This window comes from Propionicimonas sp. (assembly GCF_049840635.1).
Classification (GTDB): Bacteria; Actinomycetota; Actinomycetes; order Propionibacteriales; family Propionibacteriaceae; genus Propionicimonas.
Genome location: NZ_JASGKL010000005.1, coordinates 19,148 through 40,664, shown reverse-complemented (window position 1 = coordinate 40,664; position 21,517 = coordinate 19,148). Strand labels below are relative to the sequence as shown.

The 21,517-nt window shown below is 72.2% G+C and carries 19 protein-coding genes and 1 pseudogene; 14 read left to right on the top strand and 6 right to left on the bottom strand.

Going from position 1 to position 21,517, the window contains the following annotated elements; genetic code table 11:
- Positions 1-22: 22 nt before the first annotated feature.
- The 13 genes from mshC to QM779_RS06065 all read left to right on the top strand — a co-directional run bounded on the left by mshC (position 23) and on the right by QM779_RS06065 (position 14,339).
- The gene (gene mshC / locus QM779_RS06125) at positions 23-1,252 is read left to right on the top strand and encodes a cysteine--1-D-myo-inosityl 2-amino-2-deoxy-alpha-D-glucopyranoside ligase (RefSeq protein WP_428533198.1); all 1,230 of its coding nucleotides are present in this window, start codon (positions 23-25) and stop codon (positions 1,250-1,252) included.
- A 389-nt stretch (positions 1,253-1,641) separates the two neighbouring features.
- Positions 1,642-1,908: a phosphoribosyl-ATP diphosphatase gene (locus QM779_RS06120; protein ID WP_428533195.1), complete on the top strand. Its 267-nt coding sequence runs from the start codon at positions 1,642-1,644 to the stop codon at positions 1,906-1,908.
- A gap of 11 nt (positions 1,909-1,919) precedes the next feature.
- A complete protein-coding gene (gene hisG / locus QM779_RS06115; RefSeq protein ID WP_428533192.1) occupies positions 1,920-2,780 on the top strand; it encodes an ATP phosphoribosyltransferase in 861 nt (286 codons plus the stop codon).
- Positions 2,780-3,304, top strand: a complete 525-nt coding sequence (locus QM779_RS06110) for an SseB family protein (protein ID WP_428533189.1) — start codon at positions 2,780-2,782, stop codon at positions 3,302-3,304. The genes hisG and QM779_RS06110 overlap by 1 nt, the downstream gene beginning before the upstream one ends.
- A 241-nt stretch (positions 3,305-3,545) precedes the next feature.
- A complete protein-coding gene (infC, locus tag QM779_RS06105; RefSeq protein WP_428533186.1) occupies positions 3,546-4,199 on the top strand; it encodes a translation initiation factor IF-3 in 654 nt (217 codons plus the stop codon).
- A gap of 25 nt (positions 4,200-4,224) precedes the next feature.
- Positions 4,225-4,431: a 50S ribosomal protein L35 gene (gene rpmI, locus QM779_RS06100; RefSeq protein ID WP_428533183.1), complete on the top strand. Its 207-nt coding sequence runs from the start codon at positions 4,225-4,227 to the stop codon at positions 4,429-4,431.
- A 36-nt stretch (positions 4,432-4,467) separates the two neighbouring features.
- On the top strand, positions 4,468-4,836 hold the full coding sequence (gene rplT / locus QM779_RS06095) for a 50S ribosomal protein L20 (protein ID WP_428533180.1): 369 nt from the start codon (positions 4,468-4,470) through the stop codon (positions 4,834-4,836).
- Between the two features lie 74 nt (positions 4,837-4,910).
- The gene (locus QM779_RS06090; protein WP_428533177.1) at positions 4,911-5,771 is read left to right on the top strand and encodes a TrmH family RNA methyltransferase; all 861 of its coding nucleotides are present in this window, start codon (positions 4,911-4,913) and stop codon (positions 5,769-5,771) included.
- Positions 5,772-5,790: 19 nt separating this feature from the next.
- Positions 5,791-6,882, top strand: a complete 1,092-nt coding sequence (gene pheS, locus QM779_RS06085; RefSeq protein ID WP_428533174.1) for a phenylalanine--tRNA ligase subunit alpha — start codon at positions 5,791-5,793, stop codon at positions 6,880-6,882.
- Positions 6,879-9,401, top strand: a complete 2,523-nt coding sequence (gene pheT / locus QM779_RS06080; RefSeq protein WP_428533171.1) for a phenylalanine--tRNA ligase subunit beta — start codon at positions 6,879-6,881, stop codon at positions 9,399-9,401. Before pheS ends, pheT begins: the two co-directional genes overlap by 4 nt.
- A 465-nt stretch (positions 9,402-9,866) precedes the next feature.
- A complete protein-coding gene (locus tag QM779_RS06075; protein ID WP_428533168.1) occupies positions 9,867-10,487 on the top strand; it encodes a SipW-dependent-type signal peptide-containing protein in 621 nt (206 codons plus the stop codon).
- A 76-nt stretch (positions 10,488-10,563) separates the two neighbouring features.
- Complete coding sequence (locus tag QM779_RS06070) at positions 10,564-11,250, top strand: hypothetical protein (RefSeq protein ID WP_428533165.1); 687 nt, start codon at positions 10,564-10,566, stop codon at positions 11,248-11,250.
- Positions 11,247-14,339 (top strand): hypothetical protein, encoded by a 3,093-nt coding sequence (locus QM779_RS06065; protein WP_428533162.1) that lies wholly within the window; start codon positions 11,247-11,249, stop codon positions 14,337-14,339. The genes QM779_RS06070 and QM779_RS06065 overlap by 4 nt, the downstream gene beginning before the upstream one ends.
- Before the next feature lie 211 nt (positions 14,340-14,550).
- On the opposite strand, the gene hemL is transcribed toward QM779_RS06065, so the two are convergent.
- Positions 14,551-15,852 carry a glutamate-1-semialdehyde 2,1-aminomutase gene (hemL, locus tag QM779_RS06060; RefSeq protein WP_428533159.1) on the bottom strand — a complete coding sequence of 434 codons (1,302 nt, stop codon included), beginning with the start codon at positions 15,850-15,852 and terminating at the stop codon, positions 14,551-14,553.
- Complete coding sequence (hemB, locus tag QM779_RS06055; RefSeq protein WP_428533156.1) at positions 15,849-16,829, bottom strand: porphobilinogen synthase; 981 nt, start codon at positions 16,827-16,829, stop codon at positions 15,849-15,851. Before hemB ends, hemL begins: the two co-directional genes overlap by 4 nt.
- Before the next feature lie 172 nt (positions 16,830-17,001).
- On the opposite strand from hemB, the gene QM779_RS06050 reads away from it, so the two are divergent.
- Positions 17,002-17,787 (top strand): HAD-IIA family hydrolase, encoded by a 786-nt coding sequence (locus QM779_RS06050; protein ID WP_428533153.1) that lies wholly within the window; start codon positions 17,002-17,004, stop codon positions 17,785-17,787.
- A gap of 390 nt (positions 17,788-18,177) precedes the next feature.
- Here QM779_RS06050 and QM779_RS06045 read toward each other — a convergent pair whose 3' ends face one another.
- The 4 genes and pseudogenes from QM779_RS06045 to hemQ form a co-directional block, all read right to left on the bottom strand.
- Positions 18,178-18,894: a uroporphyrinogen-III synthase gene (locus tag QM779_RS06045; RefSeq protein WP_428538315.1), complete on the bottom strand. Its 717-nt coding sequence runs from the start codon at positions 18,892-18,894 to the stop codon at positions 18,178-18,180.
- A pseudogene (gene hemC / locus QM779_RS06040) lies at positions 18,877-19,788 on the bottom strand (hydroxymethylbilane synthase); the annotation flags it as partial. The pseudogene hemC and the gene QM779_RS06045, both read right to left, overlap by 18 nt.
- Positions 19,785-20,852 carry a ferrochelatase gene (locus tag QM779_RS06035; protein ID WP_428533150.1) on the bottom strand — a complete coding sequence of 356 codons (1,068 nt, stop codon included), beginning with the start codon at positions 20,850-20,852 and terminating at the stop codon, positions 19,785-19,787. The gene QM779_RS06035 and the pseudogene hemC, both read right to left, overlap by 4 nt.
- Positions 20,849-21,514, bottom strand: a complete 666-nt coding sequence (gene hemQ, locus QM779_RS06030; RefSeq protein ID WP_428533147.1) for a hydrogen peroxide-dependent heme synthase — start codon at positions 21,512-21,514, stop codon at positions 20,849-20,851. Before hemQ ends, QM779_RS06035 begins: the two co-directional genes overlap by 4 nt.
- Positions 21,515-21,517 lie beyond the last annotated feature (3 nt).

Here is a 21,517-nt window from a genome sequence, read left to right as displayed (position 1 = left end):
ACCGCCGGGTAGGCTGCGGCCCATGCGTGCCTGGATGAGTGTCGACGTGCCTGCGCTGCCCGGTGCGGGGCGGGGCAGGGTATGGGTGCACGACACCGTGAGCGGCCGCCTCCAGCCGGCTGGCCCGGAGGCCGGCGAGGCCCGGCTGTACGCCTGCGGGATCACGCCGTACGACGCCACCCACCTCGGCCACGCCGCCACCTACGTGGCCGTCGACCTGCTGCACAGGGCGTGGCTGGACGCGGGACTGGGCGTCCGCTACGCCCAGAACGTCACCGACGTCGACGACCCCCTGCTGGAGCGCGCGGAGGCCACCGGCGTGGACTGGGCTGCACTCGCGGAGGACCAGATCGAGCTGTACCGAACCGACATGGCCGCGCTCCGCGTGCTGCCCCCCGTTCGGCTGGACGGGGTGGTGGAGAACATCGACCGCGTGACCGACCTGATCGGCGTGCTGCGCGATCGGCAGGCCGTCTACCAGGTCCCCGACCCCGTGTATCCCGACTGGTACTTCTCCGTCACCAAGGCCAGCAACCTGCTGGAGGGGACCGGGATCTCGATGCTGGAGGCCGAGCACGTCTTCGCAGAGCGGGGCGGCGACCCCGAGCGTCCGGGCAAGCGGCACCGGCTGGACTGCCTGGTCTGGCGGCAGGCCCGTCCGGGGGAGCCGGCGTGGGACTCGTGGCTGGGCCGCGGGCGTCCGGGCTGGCACATCGAGTGCACGGCGATCTCTCTCGCGGAGCTGGGTGAGGACTTCGACGTCCAGGCCGGCGGACGCGACCTCGCCTTCCCGCACCACCCGATGTGTGCGGCGGAGGCCAGCGTTGCCACCGGCCAGCCGATGGCCAAGGTGTTCCTGCACACCGGAATGGTCGCCCTCCACGGCGAGAAGATGAGCAAGTCGCTGGGCAACCTCGTCTTCGTCAGCCGGCTGCGCGCCGAGGGCGTCGACCCGATGGCCATCCGGCTGGTGCTGCTCGCCCACCACTACCGCAGCGACTGGGAGTACACGGACGCGGCGCTCGCCGACGCGCAGGCACGGCTCGACCGCTGGCGCGCCGCGGTGGCCCGTCCGTCCGGCCCGGACGCGGGCGTCGTCCTCGAGGCCGTCCGCACCGCGCTGCGCAGTGACCTGGACGCCCCTGCTGCCCTCACCGCGATCGACGTCTGGGCCGGCGCCGACGGCGACGACGCGTCCGCCCCCGCGGTGGTTCGCGACCTCGCCGACGCGTTGCTCGGCATCGCCCTCTGATCCGGGAGCCCGCCTGACCCGGGCTCTTCGGTCGCCGCATCGCCGATGACGCGATCCTGCCGTTGGTCGCGTCCCAGCTGTCCCTGCCGTCACGTTCCGGCCGAATCGTGGCCGGATCACGTCACGTTCGCGGACGAGCGCCGACTCGCGCCGAGGTGCGACGGCCGGGGGGCCGTGCCGTCGTGTCCCGAGGGAACGTGGCGCGATCCTGCCGCTGGTCGCCGGAATCGTGACGGGAGCGACGGGTGGGACGCGGAGAGTGGCGGGATCGCGTCAGGCGACGCCGCCGGGGTGACGGACGTGCCGCGCCGGGGCTCCAGGCGCTCCTCCCACAGGTGGCGCGGACGGCGAGTGCGCCCTTCGCGAGCGCACCGGTAGGCTGGGCCCTCGTGAGCAAATCCTTCGAAGACCTCTTCGCCGAGCTGCGCCACCGCGCGGCGACCCGTCCGGAAGGTTCCGGCACCGTACGGGCACTGGACGCGGGCGTCCATGCGATCGGCAAGAAGGTCGTGGAGGAGGCCGCCGAGGTGTGGATGGCCGCCGAGTACCAGAGCACGGCGGAGGCCGCGGAGGAGATCAGCCAGCTGCTGTACCACCTCCAGGTCCTGATGATCTCGCTCGGGCTCGAGCTCGAAGACGTCTACGAGTACCTGTGAACGGATCAGTGGTGAACGGAACAGACCTGCTCAAGATCGCCGTGCCCAACAAGGGCTCGCTCGCCGAGTCGGCCAGCTCGATGCTGCGCGAGGCCGGCTACCGGCAGCGCACGGACGCCAAGGAGCTCGTCCTCGTCGACGACGCCAACGGCGTCGAGTTCTACTACCTGCGTCCGCGCGACATCGCCGTGTACGTGGGGGAGGGCACCCTCGACCTCGGGATCACCGGCCGCGACATGCTGCTGGACTCCGGCGCCGAGGCGGACGAGGTGATGGCGCTCGGCTTCGGCGGCACCCGGTTCCGGTTCGCCGCCCCCGGGGGGACCACCATGACCGTTGCCGACCTCGCCGGCTGCCGGATCGCGACGTCCTACCCGGGCCTGGTCCGCGACTACCTCGGCCGGTACGGCGTGACCGCACGGCTGATCCACCTCGACGGCGCCGTGGAGTCCTCGGTGCGCCTGGGCGTGGCCGACGTCGTGGCGGACGTGGTCGAGACCGGCACCACGCTGAAGCGGGCGGGGCTCGAACTGTTCGGGGACCCGATCCTGGAGTCGGAGGCCATCCTCATCCAGCGGCGAGGGGCGGACGCCCCGGCCGGGCTCGGCCTGCTCCAGCGGCGGATCAACGGCGTGATCACCGCGCGCGACTACCTGATGGTCGACTACAACGTGTCGTCGGACAACATGGAGGCCGCGTTCCGGGTCACGCCGGGGCTGGACGCGCCGACCGTCTCCCCGCTGGCGAAGGACGGCTGGTTCGCCGTCCGCGCGATGATCCCGGCGCGCGAGGCGCAGCGGATCATGGACGACCTGTGGGAGACCGGCGCCGACGCGATCCTGGTCACCAGCATCCACGCCTGCCGGCTGTAGTGGCCAGCCTCGGCCGGCCGAACGCGGCGTACGCGGGCGACCGCGGGGACGCCGACCCGCAACTGCGCGCGATGCTCGCCGCGGCCGTCGACCACGAGGGCTACCTGCGCGCGGTCGCCGCGCTCTGCACGGCGCGGTTCCTGCTGCCGGTGATGGCGCTCGGCGACGACGGGGGCGATGCCCCCGATCCGGACCGGCACGCCGAGCTGGGTGCCGCCGTCCTGCGACTGCCGGACGGACGCTCGGCGATCCCGGCCTTCACCGGCCTCGACGCGCTGGGCTCGTGGCGTCCGGGCGCGCGTCCCGTGCCGTGCCGACTGGACGAACTGGCGTCCTCTGCGCTCGAGCAGGGCGCCGTCGCCGTCCTGGTCGACCTCGCCGGACCGCACCCGCTGGTGATCGAGGGTGACCTGCTGGCCGAACTCGGCCGCGGGCGCCGCCTCGTGGAACTTCCCGACGGCGGCTGGGGCTGGCTGTTCGCCGAGCCGGGGGACGATTCGGCACCGGCGGGCCGGACAGGGTAGAGTGGACCCGATCGACCGCCGCCGAACAGGTGGCCGTCCGCACCAAGTGGAGTCCTGAACTCCCACCCGATCGCCTCCGGTGACGGGTCGGTACGCGGGGTCGCGCCACCGGCGCGTCCCGTTTCTTCAGGGTCTCCGCCTGCGCGGAGGCCCTTTTCCGGTTCCGGAACCGATCACGCCCCACCATCCAGCTTTGGAGGAACACATCAGTACTGAACCGCGGATCAACGATCGCATCCACGTGAACGAGGTACGCCTGGTCGGCCCTGCGGGCGAGCAGGTGGGTATCGTGCGCATCGAGGACGCCCTGCGCCTGGCCCGGGAGGCCGACCTCGACCTGGTCGAGGTGGCCCCGATGGCCCGCCCGCCGGTGGCGAAGTTGATGGACTACGGCAAGTTCAAGTACGAGGCGGCCCAGAAGGCCCGTGAGTCCCGGCGCAACCAGACCAACACGGTCATCAAGGAGATGAAGCTCCGGCCCAAGATCGACAGCCACGACTACGACACCAAGAAGGGTCACGTCGTGCGCTTCCTCAAGGCCGGCGACAAGGTGAAGATCACCATCATGTTCCGCGGCCGCGAGCAGAGCCGGCCCGAACTCGGCTTCAACCTGCTCAAGAAGCTCGCCGACGACGTGGCCGAGGACGGCTTCATCGAGTCGGCGCCCAAGCAGGACGGCCGCAACATGCTGATGGTGCTCGCGCCGACCCGCAAGAAGACCGAGGCCCGGGTCGAGGTGGAGGCGGCGAAGGCCGCGAAGGCCGCCGACCGTGCCGCCCACGCCGAGGCCGACCGCCAGGCGGAGGCCGAACTCCGTGCCGCTGCAGCCGCCGCGGCGCAGCCCAAGAAGAAGCGGGGGCCCGCGGACAACATGGACCCCGACATCGACCTGTAGAAGAGAAGAAGAGAAGGACGACGCTATGCCGAAGATGAAGACGCACTCGGGCGCCAAGAAGCGGTTCCGGATCACCGGTTCGGGCAAGGTCATGCACCGCCAGGCCGGCAAGATGCACCTGAACGAGCACAAGCCGACCAGCCGCACCCGTCGCCTCGACGGCGACAAGGTCGTTGCTCCGGGGGACGCCAAGAAGGCGCGTCGCCTGCTGGGCAAGTACAAGGCCAACTGAACCACCCGACCCGAAAAGCACTGAGGAGTAACCGCCATGGCACGCGTGAAGCGTTCCGTCAACGCGCAGAAGAAGCGTCGTGAAGTCCTGGACGCCGCATCCGGCTACCGGGGTCAGCGTTCACGGCTGTACCGCAAGGCCAAGGAGCAGCTGCTGCACAGCTACACCTACGCCTACCGTGACCGTCGCGCCCGCAAGGGCGACTTCCGGTCGCTCTGGATCCAGCGGATCAACGCGGCCTGCCGCGCCGAGGGGATGACCTACAACCGCTTCATCAACGGCCTGAAGAACGCCGGGGTCGAGGTGGACCGCAAGATCCTCGCCGAGCTCGCCGTCAGCGACAGCGGCGCCTTTGCGGCGCTGGTCGAGGTCGCGAAGGCCAACCAGCCCGCCCAGGCCGCCTGAGCAGAAGCACCTTTCCAACGGCCGGGCCCATGATGGAGGGGCCCGGCCGTTACCCATCCAGTGAAGGACCGACGATGACCGTCGCTTCGATCGAACTCCCCGAGCCGTCGCAGGCCGTCCTGCGTGCCGCCCGGGCCCTGCAACGGCGCGCGGAGCGCAAGGAGACCGGGAGGTTCCTGGTCGAGGGTCGACAGGCCGTGCGGGAGGCGCTCGCCGTGCCGGGCGTCGTCGAGGCGGTCTTCTTCCGCTGGGCGGCGGCGATGGACAACATCGACCTGTTCGAGCAGGCCAGGGCCGCCGGCGTCACCTACTACGGCGTCAGCGAGCAGAACCTCGCGACCCTCACCGACACGGTCACGCCGCAGGGCGTGGTCGCGGTGGCGCGGACGATCGACGTCCCGCTGAAGTCCGTCCTGGGCAAGCAGCCGGACCCGGGCAAGCCCCGCAAGAAGCACAGCCGCAAGAACGTCTCGCTGGTCGTCATCTGCGCGCAGGTGCGCGACCCGGGCAACGCCGGCACGGTGATCCGGTGCGCGGACGCCTTCGGCGCGGACGCCGTGATCCTGAGCTCCGACTCCGTCGAGCTGTACAACCCCAAGACCGTGCGGGCCAGCGTGGGGAGCATCTTCCACCTGCCGATCGTCGTCGGCGCCGACCTGACCGAGGCCATCGACGCCTGCCGCGCGGCCGGCATGCAGATCTTCGCGACGGACGGCGCCGCGGGCACCGACCTGACCGACCTCGACGCGCAGCTCGACCGACCGACCGCCTGGGTGATGGGCAACGAGTCCTGGGGACTGCCCGTCGAGCACCTGGCGCTCGCCGACCACACCGTGGCCGTGCCCATCTACGGGCACGCCGAGAGCCTTAATCTGGCCACTGCTGCCGCGGTGTGCCTGTACGCGAGCGCGAGCGCGCAGCGCGCGTCCAACTGAATCCGAGGAGTACCCATCCATGGCGCCTGACCAACCGGCCGACCTCAGCCAGAACGCGATCGACCGGGTGGTGGCCGACGCGCTGGCGGCGTTCGCCGCCGCGGGAACGAGCGCGGAGTTGAAGGCCGCCCGGTTGGCGCACGCCGGCGAGCGCTCGCCGCTCGCCCTGGCCAACCGTGCGATCGGCACGATCCCCGGTCCGGAGCGCAAGGACGCCGGCCAGCGGCTCGGCGCGGCGCGCGCCGCGGTGAACACCGCGCTGGCCGCCCGCGAGGAGGAGATCGGCGCCGCCGAACTGGCCCTGCGACTGGTCGAGGAGCGCATCGACGTCACGCTGCCGGTCGAGCTCGGCCCGCAGGGCGCACGGCACCCGATCACCGCGCTGATGGACCTGATGGGCGACGTGTTCGTCGCGATGGGCTGGGAGATCGCGGAGGGCCCGGAGGCCGAGGCCGAGTGGCTGAACTTCGACGCGCTGAACACGCGTCCCGACCACCCGGCCCGCTCGACGACCGACACGCTCTTCGTGGAGCCGCTGGCCAACCACGTCCTGCTGCGGACGCAGACCTCTCCCGTGCAGGCGCGGACGATGCTGGACCGCGAGCCGCCGATCTACATCGTGTGCCCCGGCAAGGTGTACCGGGCGGACGAGTTCGACGCGACCCACGTCCCGGTGTTCCACCAGCTCGAGGGGCTGTGCGTCGACAAGGGCATCACCCTCGCGCACCTGAAGGGGACGCTGGACCACCTCGCCCGCTCGATGTTCGGCGACGACATCGCCACGCGGATGCGTCCGCACTACTTCCCGTTCACCGAGCCGTCGGCGGAGGTCGACCTGCAGTGCTTCGTCTGCCACGGCGCCTCGGTCGGCAACCCGGACGCGCCGTGCCGCACCTGCAAGTCGCAGGGGTGGATCGAGTGGGGCGGCTGCGGTGTGGTGAACCCGCGCGTCCTTGTGGCCTGCGGCATCGACCCGGAGGTGTACTCCGGGTTCGCCTTCGGGATGGGGATCGAGCGGACGCTGATGTTCCGCAACAACGCCGCGGACATGCGGGACATGGTGGAGGGTGACGTGCGGTTCAGCCGCTCACTGAAGGGGATGGCACGATGAGGGCGCCGCTGGGCTGGCTGGCAGAGCACGTCGACCTGCCGGACGGCATGACCGGGCGCGAGCTGTCCGAGGTGCTGATCCGCGCCGGCCTCGAGGTCGAACGGGTCGACGAGGTCGGCTCCGACGTCAGCGGCCCGGTCGTGGTCGGCAGGGTGCTGGCGTTCGTCGACGAACCGCAGAGCAACGGCAAGACCATCCGCTGGGTGCAGGTGGACGTCGGCGCCGAGCACAACCAGCCGCACCCGGACCACCCGCAGGGCTGCCGCAGCGTGGTCTGCGGCGCGCACAACTTCGCCGTCGGTGACCTCGTGGTCGTCTCCCTGCCCGGCGCGGTGCTCGCCGGCGGCTTCGCGATCGCCGCCCGCAAGACCTACGGGCACGTCTCGGACGGGATGATCTGCGCCGAGGACGAGCTGGGCATCGGCAGCGACCACACCGGCATCATCGTGCTGCCGGCCGACGCCGGCCTGGCTCCCGGGGACGACCCGGCCGGGGTCCTGCTGCTGCGCGACGACGTCCTGGACATCGACGTCAGCCCCGACATCGGCTACTGCCTCTCGATCCGCGGCCTGGCCAGGGAGGCGGGCCAGAACCTCGGCGCCCGGTTCACCGACGTGGTGGACCGGCCCACGCCCGCGGCCGTCGCCGACGGCTACCCGGTCCGGCTGGAGGACCCTGCCTGCCCACTGTTCGTCGCGCTCGGCGTGACCGGCATCGACCCGTCCCGGCCCACCCCGCGCTGGATGGCGCGGCGGCTGGTGATGGCGGGGATGCGCTCGATCTCGCTCGCCGTCGACATCACCAACTACGTGATGCTTGAGACCGGCCAGCCGTTGCACGCGTACGACGCGTCCCTGCTCAGCGGCCCGATCGTGGTGCGCAGGGCACGGGCGGGGGAGACCCTGGTCACCCTCGACGACCAGACCCGCACCCTCGACGTCGGCGACCTGCTGATCACCGACGACTCCGGCCCGATCGGGCTGGCCGGCGTGATGGGCGGGCAGTCCACCGAGCTGCGTGACTCCACCACCGACGTGGTGGTCGAGGCGGCGAACTTCGACGCGAACACGATCGCCCGCACCCTGCGTCGGCACAACCTGCCGTCGGAGGCGTCCAAGCGCTTCCACCGCGGCGTCGACCCGGCTGCCGCGTACAGCGCCGCGCACCTGGCCGCGCGCCTGCTGGTCGAGCTCGCCGGGGGCACGCTGTCCGCTGCCGAGACCGTCGCCGGCGCGGTGCCGCCGGTGCCCACCCAGGTGATCGACGCCGACCTGCCCTCGCGGATCCTCGGGGTGGAGGTGGTTCCCGACCGGGTCGTGCAGATCCTGACCGAGAGCGGCTGCGCGGTGGCGCTCGAACCCGGAGCAGGCTCCGGTCCGGCGCGGCTGAGCATCGTCCCGCCGACGTGGCGTCCCGACCTGCGCGACCCTTACGACTACGTCGAGGAGGTCGGCCGCAAGGTCGGCTTCGACACACTGCCGTCCGTCGTGCCCGCCGCCCCGGTCGGACGCGGCCTCAGCCGCGGCCAGCGCGCCCGCCGCGCGGTCGGGACGCGGCTGGCCGACGCGGGCTTCGTGGAGGTGCTGACGTTCCCGTTCGCGAGCAGTGACGACCTCGACCGGATGGGTGTGCCCGCCGACGACCCGCGGCGTGCGCTGGTCCGTCTGGTCAACCCGCTCGCCGAGACTGCGCCCTACCTGCGCACCTCGATCCTGCCGGGGCTGTTCGCTGCCGTGGGCCGCAACACCTCCCGCGGCAACGACGACCTGGCCCTCTACGAGGCCGGTTCGGTGTTCTTCGCGGACTCGGGCGACGCGGCACCGCTGCCGTCGGTCGAACACCGGCCGTCGGCGGCCGACCTGGAGGCCATCGAGGCCGCCCTGCCCCGGCAGCCCCGGCACCTCGCCGCCGTGCTCAGCGGGCAGTGGCGACGTCCGGGCTGGAGCGACGGTGGCGAGCCGGCCGGCTGGGCCCAGGCCTTCGGTTTCGCCGACGCGGCCGCCGAGGCGCTCGGCGCACGCGTCGAACGGCGTGCGGCACAGGCTGCGCCCTGGCACCCGGGGCGCTGCGCGGCCCTGGTGGTGGGCGGTGAGGTCATCGGGCATGCCGGTGAGCTGCATCCCGAGGTAGTCGCTGCCTTCGGCCTGCCTGCGCGCGCGGCGGCCGTGGAACTCGACCTCGACGCGTTGATCCGGCTCGCCCCGGACGGCGGCTCGATCGCGCCGGTCTCGGGGCACCCCGTCGCCAAGGAGGACGTCGCGCTGGTCGTGTCCGACGAGGTCGGCGCCGCGGATGTCCGGCAGGCGCTCGCGGACGGGGCGGGGCCACTCCTGGAGTCGATCAGCCTGTTCGACGTGTACACCGGAGGCCAGGTTCCCGCAGGGCACCGTTCCCTGGCGTACGCGTTGAGGTTCCGGGCGCCGGACCGCACCCTGACCGACGCGGAGACGTCCGCCGCGCGCGACGCCGCCGTGGCGATCGCCGCCGAGCGCTGCGGGGCGGTGCTGCGCACCTTCTGAGCCCTTCCCACGCACGCACGAACGCCCTCCCTCCGGGGGGGGCGTTCGTGCGTTCGGGGACGGTGCGGTGGGCGATGGCTCACTCTTACGCAATTCTGCGTAGGACCTGGCGGTGCCCGTATTTGGGCCCACGTGCGTCCCCCCACGAGGGACCGAAATAGTCCCGACGTCCCCTTCAGGGGGACAAACTGTGAAATGAAGACGTCCCCCACCGGGGGACAGAATGTCTTTTTCCGTGATTGTCCACCGAAAGGGTGACCGGGCGGCAACGGGCTCGTCAAATGCCATCTGACAAGGTTATATGCCCCAACCTCCGGGGGATTGCAATCACGCTCCTTAACCACGGTCAAGCGTCCCTGAACTTCCTTCAATCAAAGTTCAGGGACGCTTGTCCGTTGAATCTCGCTGCGGATATTCTCCTGTCACTCATCCGACTATTAGGGGATCTCAGAAAGGGCAACAGCCGTGAAGAACACCACCGAGACCACGCGGCGGAGGGGCCGCAAGGTCGCAGCCGTCCTCGCCGGGGGCCTCGTCCTCGGCGTGGGCACCATGGCGACGCTCGCGTCGTGGAACGACGCCGAGTTCGCATCCGCCAGCTTCAAGGCCGGCGCCTTCAACCTGGAGGGCAGCGTCGACCAGTCGACGTTCAGCGAGCACGCGACCGAGGGGACCGCGGGATCGCTCAGCTTCGGCACCACCTACAACAACCTGCAGCCGGGCGACAGCGTGTACTCCGGCTACGCGATCCGGCTCGACAAGAACTCGACCTACAGTGCGACCGCCGTCGTCTCCCCGGGCACGTTCGCCGGCTCGACGACCGGCCTCAGCTACACCCTGTTCACCACGGGAACCGCCGGCTGCAGCGCCAGCTCCACCTCGACCGGCGTGATCGTCGCCGCGGGCACGGCGCTGAACTCCGTGGGCACGCCGGGCAGCATCTCGCTGGCCAAGAGCACGAACGTCGGCACGTCCGCCGGCGCCACCGTGTACCTGTGCTTCAAGGTCACTGCCGACACCAACCTGGTGCAGGGCCAGACCGCAGCCCCGATCTGGAAGTTCACGGCGACCTCCGGCGCCAGCTGACAGACCGGTTCCGACCCCGGTCCGGTTCGTCTCTCGCGCGAACCGGCCGGGGCCCAGGCCAGCAGGAGACCACACGATGTCCGTTCCCCCCCGCCGCAGGGCCGTCGAGGACGCGCAGGCCACGGCCGCGCGTCCCGGCGGCTTGCGCGCGTTCGGGCGGCGGCTCGTCGACGTGCTGCTGTGGACGCTCGGTGGCATCGGACTGCTCAGCCTCATCGCCGCGGTGGTCGCGCACGTGTGGGGGTTCTCGATCATCCTGTTCTCCACGGGGTCGATGAGCCCGACGATTCCCGCAGGGTCGGCGGCGCTCGTCCGTCTGGTCCCCGCCGCCCAGCTGGCCGTGGGGGACATCACCACCATCGAGCGACCGGGTCAGCTGCCGATCACCCACCGGATCACCTCGATCGCCCCGCTCGACGGCAACCCGTCGACGCGGGTGGTCACCATGCGCGGCGACGCCAACGCCACCGACGACCCCGCGCCCTATGTGGTCTCCGATGCCCGCGTCGTCGTGGCGTCGGTCCCCGGCGTCGCGCAGTCGGTCTCCGGGTTGCGCGACCCGCGGCTGATGGGCCTGCTCACCCTGCTCGCCGGGGTCCTGGTGACGTGGGCGTTCTGGCCCCGGCGCGGGCGCGGTGTGCCCGCGCTCGCAGACGAAGAACCCGAGCTGGCACTGGCGGGTGCCTCGAGCGGCACCGGGCCCTCCGGGGCCCGACCCGCCGGCGGCGGCCGGCGGGACGCCGGCCGGGAGGTGGCGCGGTGAGGAGGGGTGCGCGCTACCTCCCGGTGAAGCCGAAGGGACGCCGGCGCCTGGGCCTGCTGGGCGTCGGCGTCCTTGCGGTGATGAGTCTGGTCTGGCAGCAGCAGGCCACGCTGGCGAGCTACGTGGACGTCGAGTACGGCAAGGCCACCTTCACCGCCGCGACCCTGAAGGCGATCACCCCGACCTTCACCACCACGGCGGCGACCGTGACCGGCACGTGGGACGCCGCCAGCGGTTCGTGGGCGACCCCCGCGTACTTGTTCACCGGCGCGACCAGCTCGAGTGGTGCCAACGCGGCGACGGTCTATTCCGGCACTGCGACGACAGCCACGCAGAGAATCGGCTCCGGGACGCCCGCGTCCTACAGCCTCCCGTTCACCCGGGTCGCGGCCGGTGCCACCCATGCCTGCGGGATCGCGTCCGGCACCGTGTACTGCTGGGGGACGAGCGCCTCCGGTGGCCTCGGCCTCGGCAGCACCACGTCGGCGAAGGTGCCGACCGCGGTCACCGGCGGGGACCTGGGCACGAAGGTCGTCAGCGATCTGGTGGCGGGCACCGACTTCACCTGCGCTGTCGCGTCCGGCAAGGCGTACTGCTGGGGGCTCGGCACGAACGGCCAGCTGGGCAACGGCGGCCAAACGTCCTCGACGACGCCGAAGGCCGTCTCGTCGCTGACCGGCATCACCAGCATCGCGGCGGGGTCTGCGCACGCCTGTGCGGTGGCGTCCGGCAAGGCGTACTGCTGGGGGCAGGGCACCAGTGGGCAGATTGGCAACGGCGGCAGCAACCAGAAGGAGAGCCCGGACCTGGTAAAGACCGACGGGGTGCTCTCCGGGCGCACCGTCGCCAGCGTGGCGGCCGGCGGCTCGCACAGCTGCGCGGTGGCCGACGGGCAGGCGTTCTGCTGGGGCCTGGACTCGTCCGGCCAGCTCGGGAACGGGTCGACGACCGCGTCCAACACTCCGGTGGCCGTGGACACCTCCGGCCCGCTGATGGGGCGCATCGTCTCGGTGCTGACCGCCGGCACCTCGCACACCTGCGCTATCGCCGACGGGAAGGCGTTCTGCTGGGGCCTGGGTACGTCCGGACAGCTCGGCAACTCGGCGAGTGCCACCTCCCAGGTGCCCGTCGCCGTCACGACCTCGACCATGTCGGGAACCGTCACCGGCATCGACGGGGGCGCGGCCACCACCTGCGCGGTGGCCGCAGGCAATGCCTACTGCTGGGGCGACGGCACCAGCTCCGGCCTGGGCAACGGCGGCACCACGAGCGCGAACGCTCCCGTGCAGGCTGTCGGCTCCCTCAGCGGGCGCACGGTGACCCGCGTCAGCGCCGGCACGGCGTTCGGCTGTGCGACCTCCTCCGGGAAGCCCGCCTCCTGCTGGGGACTGGGCAGCAGCTACCAGCTCGGCGACAACGCCACCGCGAACAACACCACCCCGGGCGACGTCACCCTCTCCGGCAAGGCCTGCCCGGACGGCTCGGTGCGCGCCTCGGACACGACGTGCTCGCTGCTCCAGGGCACCGACTACTACTACCGGCTCGGTTACTCGATCGGCACCTGGGCGGCCCCCAACAGCGACTGGACCAAGGCGTCCACGACGACCCGCCCGGGCGTCAACCCGGCGGCGAGCAGCAGGACGAACACGTCGCTGACGCTGGGCTGGGACGCAGCACAGGAACCCGGCCAGGCCTACTCCGAGTACACCGTGGCCCGCTCGACGTCCAGCGACGGCAGCAGCCCCACGACCGTGGCGGTCACCGGTGACACGAGCTACACCGACGCCGGCGGGCTCGCCCCGAGCCGCACGTTCAGCACGGTCTCGGCCGGGGACGGCCACACCTGCGGGATCATCGGCACCGACCTGTACTGCTGGGGCCTGAACAGCAACGGCCAGCTCGGCATGGGCGACACCAACTCCCGTACGGTGCCCACGAAGGTCAGTGCCCTGGACGGCAAGAAGGTGACGGCGGTCTCGGCGGGCACGGCCCACACCTGCGCGATCGCGGACGCGAAGGTCTACTGCTGGGGACAGGGCACGTCCGGGCAGCTCGGCAACGGGGCCAACAACACCTCTTACGTCCCGGTACTGGTCAGCAACCAGACCGGGACACCCACCGTCGTCGCCGCCGGCACCGGCCACACCTGCGCCATCGCCAGCGGTGCCGCGTACTGCTGGGGCAGCAACAGCGACGGCCAGCTCGGCAACAACTCCACGACGAACAGCAACGTGCCGGTCGCGGTGAGCACGACCGGCGAGATGGGCACGCAGACGGTCGCGGCGATCGCTGCCGGCGGCGCCCACACCTGCGCGGTCGGAGTGGACAACCGTGCCTACTGCTGGGGCCAGAACACGTCCTACCAGCTCGGTAGCCGGTACTGCGCGATCACCATCCTGGGCATCTGCATCGGCACCCAGACCGCCGACCGCACCACGTCGGTGGCGGTGGACACCGACGGGGCGATGGGCACCTCGAGCGTGACCTCGGTCACGACCGGGACCTCCCACACCTGCGCGGTCGCCGCGGGCAAGGCGTACTGCTGGGGTCTGTCGGGCAGTGGGCAGCTGGGCAACGGCTCGACCTCCACGTCCACCCGACTCTCCCAGGCGGTGGTCACGACCACGATGTCGGCAACCGTGACCAGTGTGTCGGCCAGGTCCGATTCGACCTGCGCGATCGCGGGCGGTGTCGGCTACTGCTGGGGGCTGGGCACGTCCGGCCAGCTGGGGAACGGCGCCAGCGCGACAAGTTCCTCACCGGTGGCGGTGGCGGAGGCCGGGGCGATGAAGGCAGCGACGGTGACCTCCATCGCCAGCGGAACCGCGCACGGCTGTGCGGTCGCCGACGGTCTCGCGTACTGCTGGGGCAGCGGCGACAGCGGCCGGCTCGGCACCAGGGCGACGACGTCCACAACCTCCCCGCTGGTAGTCACGGCGGACGCTCTGTGCGCCTCCGGATCCACGGCGCTGGGCGACGGCAGCTGCTCGCTCGCGTCGGGCACCACCTACTACTACCGCGTCACTTTCACCCTCGACGGCAACACGACCACCAAGGGTGACTGGACAGGCATCAAAACCTCCAGCTAGGGCTACCGGGACTCACTCGCACGCAGGTGCGCCTTTCGGCCCCGAATGGCAGGGCGCTCCCGTCGCCGACACCCGATCCGCGGCCTTCGGCCCCGGTCGCGCCCAGTCAGGGCTACGCATTCGGGGCGGAAAGCCGCAAAGTCGTGAGCCCTGCCTCTTGCCGGCCACGATTTCGGGGCCGAAAGTCGCGAAGCCGGCGATGCCAGCCGGCTCAGGGCGTGAGCGCCTCCGCGGCCGCCCGCGCGGCGCTCGGCAGGGCCGTGCAGATCCGGGCGAGGACCGTTTCGTCATGGACGGCGGAGAGGAACCACGCCTCGTAGGCGGACGGGGGCAGTGCGACCCCCGCGTCCAGCATCGCGTGGAAGAAGGCGCGGTAGGCGCCCGCGTCCTGGCGCTGGGCGGACGCGTAGTCGGTGACGGCGTCCTCGACGCCCCAGAACACCGAGAACAGTGACCCCGCGCGCTGCAACCGGTGCGGGACCCCGGCGACCCGCAGCGCGGCCTCGACCTCTGCGGCCAGAGTCGCCGCGGCCACGTCCACCCGGGCGTAGACGTCGGTGTTCGCCAGCTGCAGCGTGCGGATCCCCGCTGCCGTCGCGAGCGGATTCCCCGAAAGCGTCCCGGCCTGGTAGACGGGACCCAGCGGTGCCAGGAGGTCCATCAGGTCGGCACGCCCGCCGATCGCGGCCAGCGGCATCCCGCCGCCCACGACCTTGCCGAAGGTGAACAGGTCCGGGGTGACGACGCGTCCCTCGTGGCCCCACCAGCCGGCGTCGGAGACCCGGAACCCGGTCAGGACCTCGTCGTAGATCAGCAACGCGCCGTGCGCGGCGGTGAGCTCGCGCAGCGCGGCGTTGAAGCCGGGCTCGGGCGGGACGATGCCCATGTTGGCCGCGGCCGGCTCGGTGATCACCGCGGCGATTTCGTGCCCGCGCTGCTCGAAGGCGAGCGCGAGTGCCTTCACGTCGTTGTACGGCAGGACGAGGGTCTGGGCCGCGGCCGCGGCGGGCACACCGGCCGAGCCGGGCAGCCCCGCGGTCGCGACGCCGGAACCGGCCGCCGCCAGCAGCGCGTCCGAGTGGCCGTGGTAGCAGCCGGCGAACTTCACGACCAGGTCGCGCCTGGTGGCGCCCCTCGCCAGTCGGACGGCGGTCATGCAGGCCTCCGTCCCGGTGGAGACGAACCGCACCTTCTCCGCCAGCGGCACCCGGCCGCGGACGAGTTCGGCCAGCTCCGCCTCGGCGAGCGTGGGAGCGCCGAACGACAGCCCGCGGGACGCCGCCGCCTGCACGGCACCGACGACCTCGGGGTGGGCGTGGCCGAGGATGGCCGGCCCCCACGAGCCGACGAGGTCGACGTACTCGCGTCCGGCCACGTCCCACAGCAGCGCGCCCTCGGCGCGGGCCACGAACACCGGCGTCCCGCCAACGGATCCGAAGGCCCGGACGGGGGAGGACACACCGCCGGGGATGACCCTGCTCGCGCGGTCGAACGCCTCGGCGTTGGTGCTCATCGCAGCCACCCCGCCAGTTCGAGGGCGGCGTAGGTGAGCACGATGTCGGCGCCTGCCCGCGCGATCGCCGTGACCGACTCGACCAGCGCGGCCTGCCGGTCGATCCAGCCGTGCTCGGCCGCGGCGGCGATCATCGCGTACTCGCCGGAGACCTGGTAGGCGGCGACGGGGACGCGCGTCCACGCGGCGACGTCGGCCAGCACGTCGAGGTAGTGGCCGGCGGGCTTCACCATCAGGATGTCGGCGCCCTCCAGCTCGTCGAGGGAGGCCTCGAGGCGTCCCTCGCGGCGGTTGGCCGGGTCCTGCTGGTAGGCGCGTCGGTCCCCGACGAGCGACGATCCGACGGCCTCGCGGAACGGACCGTAGAAGGCGGACGCGTACTTGACCGCGTAGGCGAGGATGCCGACGTCGGTGAACCCGGCGAGGTCGAGGCCGGAGCGGATCGCCGCGACCTGACCGTCCATCATCCCGGACGGGGCGACGAAGTGGGCGCCGGCCCTGGCCTGGGAGACGGCCTGGCGCACGTACAGCTCGACGGTGGCGTCGTTGGCGACCGTCCCGTCCGCGGCCAGGACGCCGCAGTGCCCGTGGTCGGTGAACTCGTCCAGGCAGGTGTCGGCGAAGATCGGCAGGTCGTCCCCGGTCTCGCCACGGACGGCGGCGATCGCGCGGTTGAGGATGCCGTCGTCGGCCCAGCCGGCGGAGCCGGTCGCGTCCTTGTCGTCGGCCTCGGGGACGCCGAAGAGGACGATGCCGCCGAGGCCCGCCGCGACCGCGCGTCCGGCCTCGGCGCGGACGGAGTCGAGCGTGTGCTGGACGACACCGGGCAGCGAGTTGATCGGACGCGGCGCGTCCAGCCCGTCCGCGACGAACACCGGCAGCAGGAGCTGCGCTGGCTGCACGCGGGTCTCGGCCACGAGCCTCCGGATCGCCGGGGTGCTGCGCAGCCGCCGTGGCCGCCGGACGGGTGGGATCATGCTCTGCTCCTCCTCGAAGGTCCCCGTTTCACCGACTCGTCGGAGTCATGGCGTGAGTGCCGTGCGCTGTGGACAGTGTCGGTGGGGTGGCGTCCATTCTCTCGCACCGGCGGGGGTGGGGTGCGCGGTGGCGGAAGGAGCGGGACGGCCCGGGGGATGGAAGACTGGGCGCATGGGCAACCGGCGTGTGCGTGACATCGAGTGCTTCCTGACCGACATGGACGGCGTGCTGGTCCACGAGGAGCAGCCGATCCCCGGGGCGGCCGAACTCCTGCAGCGCTGGGTGGACACGTCCCGGCGGTTCCTGATCCTGACGAACAACTCCACCTACACGCCGCGCGACCTGGCCGCGCGGCTGGCCCGGTCGGGCCTGGAGGTGCCGGAGGAGAACCTGTGGACGTCGGCGATGGCGACGGGGGCGTTCCTGAAGTCGCAGTCGGGGGAGCGGACGGCCTACGTGATCGGCGAGGCGGGCATCACCACCGCACTGCACAGCGCCGGCTTCGTGCTCACCGACACCAACCCGTCCTACGTGGTACTGGGGGAGACCCGCAACTACTCGTTCGAAGCGATCACCACGGCCATCCGGCTCATCAACGCCGGCGCCCGGTTCATCGTGACGAACCCCGACACGACCGGCCCTTCGCCGACCGGCGTTCTGCCCGCGACGGGTGCGGTGGCCGCCATGATCACGGCCGCGACCAACCGGCAGCCCTACGTGGTGGGCAAGCCGAACCCGATGATGTTCCGCTCGGCGATGAACCGGATCGAGGCGCACTCCGAGACGACCGCGATGATCGGCGACCGGATGGACACCGACATCGTGGCCGGCATGGAGGCGGGCCTGCTCACCGTCCTCGTCCTGTCCGGCGTGACCGCCCGCGAGGAGATCGAGACCTTCCCGTATCGTCCCAACCTCGTCCTCGACTCGGTCGCCGACCTGGTCCCCGAGCTGTAGCCCGTCCCCTCGTACCGACAAGGTGGACGGTTTGTCGTGAGTTCGCCGCAGTTCCGTCCACCTTGTGGTGGACGGGTCGCGGGTCGGGGTCAAGGTGGACGGATCGTCGTGAGTTTGCCGCACTTGGGTCCACTTTGTGGTGGACGGGTCGCGGTCGGCGTCAAGGTGGACGGTCTGTGGTGCGCCGGGGTGCCAGGGCCGTGGGTCGTCCGTGGTCGACGCGGCCGCCGCTGTCATCCCGGGCTTGACCCGGGATCTCGCTGTCCCGTCTGCGTCAGGGTGGACGGTTTGTCGTGAGTTCGCCGCACTTGGGTCCACTTTGTGGTGGTCGGATTCGTCGACGAGGTCGGGCTCTTCGTGCCTGGCGTGGCCCGAATCCCCGCCGACCGGTCAGGCGAGCGCGCGCAGCGCGGCGTCCGCGATGGACGCGGCGTCGGGGCGGACGGCGACCGCGGCCACGTCCAGTCCTACGCCTCGGGCGGCGGCGGCGGACGGTTCCCCGAGTGCGATCACCCGCGGGCCCGGCAGCCCTGCAGACGCGACGGCGGAGCGCGCCACAGACCCGGCGGTGACCAGCACCGCGTCGAGGCCACCCTCTTGCCAAAGGCTGACCACTGCCTCGGGCAGAGCCGCGGGCACCGTCCGGTAGACGGCGACGTTGCGGACCTCCCAGCCCTTCGTCGCCAGCCCTGCTGTCGGCTCGGCCGAGTGTTCCGCCGCTCCCGGCAGCAGCACCCGGCCGGGGCCGGACGCGAACGCTGCGGCCAGCGCGGACCCGCCCCCGTCGGCCACGAGGTCGACGGCGAACCCCGCCGCGGCCAGGGCGGACGCGGTCGCCGGCCCGACGGCGGCGACGCGCACCCCGGCCAGTCGCCCGGCATCGAGCGCGGCGACCGTGCGCGGCGAGCTGACCACCAGCCAGTCCCAGTTCTCGGCGAGGGCGGCCTCCAGTTCGTCGCCCGCGAGAGCCTCGAACCAGGTGAACACAGCTTCCACCACGTCGGCACCGGCGGCCTCCAGCGCCTCGCTCGTTCCGGCCGGCAGCCGGTCCGGGACGAGGATGCGGCGCCCGGTGAGCGGCCTGGGCTTGCTCGCGGCCAGGTCCACCAGCCCCGCGGCGCCCGCGTCCAGCAGTTGCAGGGCGACGCGGTCGCCGAGCGCGACCGCGGCGTCCTCGGTGGCGTCGCCGTCGTCCGATCCACGCACCTGAGCCGAGCCGTCCACGGCCACCACGGTGGCGTCCAGCCGCAGCCGTCCGTCCGCCACCACGGCGTACGCGGCCACCGGGGCGGCACAGCCGGCCTCCAGCCGGGCGAGCACCGCTCGTTCGGCGAGCGCCGCCAGCCTCGTGGGACGGTCATCGAGCCCACCCAGCGCCGCGAGGAGCTCTGCCGGGGCGTCCGCCCGGCACTCCACAGCCAGCGCGCCCTGGGCGGGTGCCGGCAGGAAGTCGGACGCGTCGAGCCGCTGCGTGATCGCATCGGCCAGCCCGAGCCGGCGCAGGCCGGCGGCGGCCAGCACGACCGCGTCGAGGTCGTCGCCCGCGCGGCGCAGCCGGGTCTCCACGTTGCCGCGGATCGCCACCACCTCGAGGTCGGGACGCAGGGCGAGCAGCTGGGCGGCACGGCGGGGCGAACCGGTGCCCACCTTCGCGCCGCGGGGGAGCGTCGCCACCGTCCACCCCTCGCGGGCGCAGAGCGCGTCGGACGGGTCCTCGCGCGTGAGGACGGCGGCGAGGAGCAGCCCGTCGGCCGCGGCCGTGGGCAGGTCCTTGAACGAGTGGACGGCGAAGTCGGCCTCACCGGCGAGGACGGCGGCCCGCACCGCCCCGACGAACACCCCGGCGCCGCCGAGGCTGGCCAGCGGCGCGGTGGACACGTCGCCGTGGGTGGTCACCTTGACGAGTTCGACCTCGTGGCCGAGCGCCCGCAGGGCGTCCGCGACCGTGCCCGACTGCGTCCAGGCGAGCGCGGAACCCCGGGTGGCGAGGCGGAGCTTCACCGTGTCGGGTCCTGGGCGAGCCCCGGCGCGACGGGGGCGTCGCGGCGCGGGTTCGCGCAGCAGCCGCCGAAGCAGAACTGCCCTGGCCCGGGCTCGGGCGACCCCGTCCGCAGCTCGGTGGCGATGCGCGCGGCGAGATCGGCGACGAACCCCGGATGCGTCCCGACCGTCGGCGTCCGGATGAGGCGGACGCCGAGTTCGGCCGCGGTCTCCTGGGCTTGCGTGTCGAGGTCCCAGATCACCTCCATGTGGTCGGAGATGAAACCGATCGGCACCAGCACGACGTCGGTCGTGCCGGACGCGGCGAACTCGCGCAGCGCGTCGTTCACGTCCGGTTCGAGCCACGGCACCTGCGGCGGGCCGCTGCGGGACTGGAAGACGAGGTCCCACGGCTTGGCGACGCCCGTGGCCGCGGCGATCGCCTCCACGACCCGCGCGGCGACCCAGCGGTGCTCGGTGAGGTAGGCGTCGCCCTCGGGGCCGGCGTTGCGCGCGGCGACTGTGGGGATGGAGTGGGTGGTGAAGACCAGCCGGGTGCTGTCGGGGGCCAGGTCGAGGTCGGCCGGCAGGCTGGCCAGGAGCAGCTCGGTGATGGCCCCGACGAAGGCAGGGAGGTCGTAGAACGGCGGCAGTTTGCGCGCGTCGACGTCCACCTGGCCGTCCGCCAGGGCCAGGCCGAGGTCCTCGCGGTACTGCCGGCACGAGGAGTACCCGGCGTAGGCGGCGGTCGCGACGGCCAGGACCCGGCGGTGGCCGCGTCCCGCGAGGTCGGCCAGCACGTCCGGTACGAACGGAGGGGAGTTCCGGTTGGCGAGCACGGTCTCGATGTCGACGCCCTGCGCGCGGAGCGCGTCGGCCAGCGCCGCTCGCAGGGCTCGGTTCTGGGCGTTGATGGGGCTGACCCCGCCGAGGGTGAAGTAGTGCTGGCCCACCTCGACCAGGCGCTCCCTCGGGATGCCGCGTCCCGCCGTGACCCGCTCGAGGAACGGCACGACCTCCTCGGTGCCCTCCGGACCGCCGAAGCCCATCAGCAGCACCGCGTCGTACTTCAATGAAGTACTCATCGCAGCACCCTGGGCAGGTCGGACGCCTCGATCCGGTGGCCGGTGTAGAACGGCACCTCGACCCGGACGTGCCGCCGTGCCCCGGTCGCGCGCAGGTGGCGCATCAGGTCGGTGAGCTCGACGAGCTCGTCCGCCTCCAGCCCGAGGATCCACTCGTAGTCGCCGAGGGCGAACGCCGCCACGGTGTTGGCGAGCACCTCCGGGTAGTCCCGCCCCTTCAGGCCGTGCTCCGCCAGCAGCGCCCTGCGCTCCTCCTCGGGGAGCACGTACCACTCGTAGGAGCGGACGAAGGGGTAGACGGTCAGCCACCGCTTCGGCTCCTTGCCCTGCAGGAAGGCGGGGGCGTGGTCGCGGCTGAATTCGGCCTGGCGATCGACGCCGAACGCCGACCAGACCGCATCGACCGCCCCGCCGAACGCCTCGCGCTGGAAGCGCCGCTGGGCCTCCTGGAGGTCCTCGGCCGACTGCCCGTGCAACCAGACCAGGACGTCGGCGTCCGCCGGCATGCCGTGGACGTCGTAGAGCCCGCGCGTGGTGATCCCCGCGCCCGCAAGGTCCGCGACCAACTCCTGCGTGAGGCCGGCGATGTCGACGGGAACGGGCCCCCGGCGGGCGAACACGGCGTAGCAGGTGTAGTGGATCTCTTCGGTCGACTGGGTCATGAG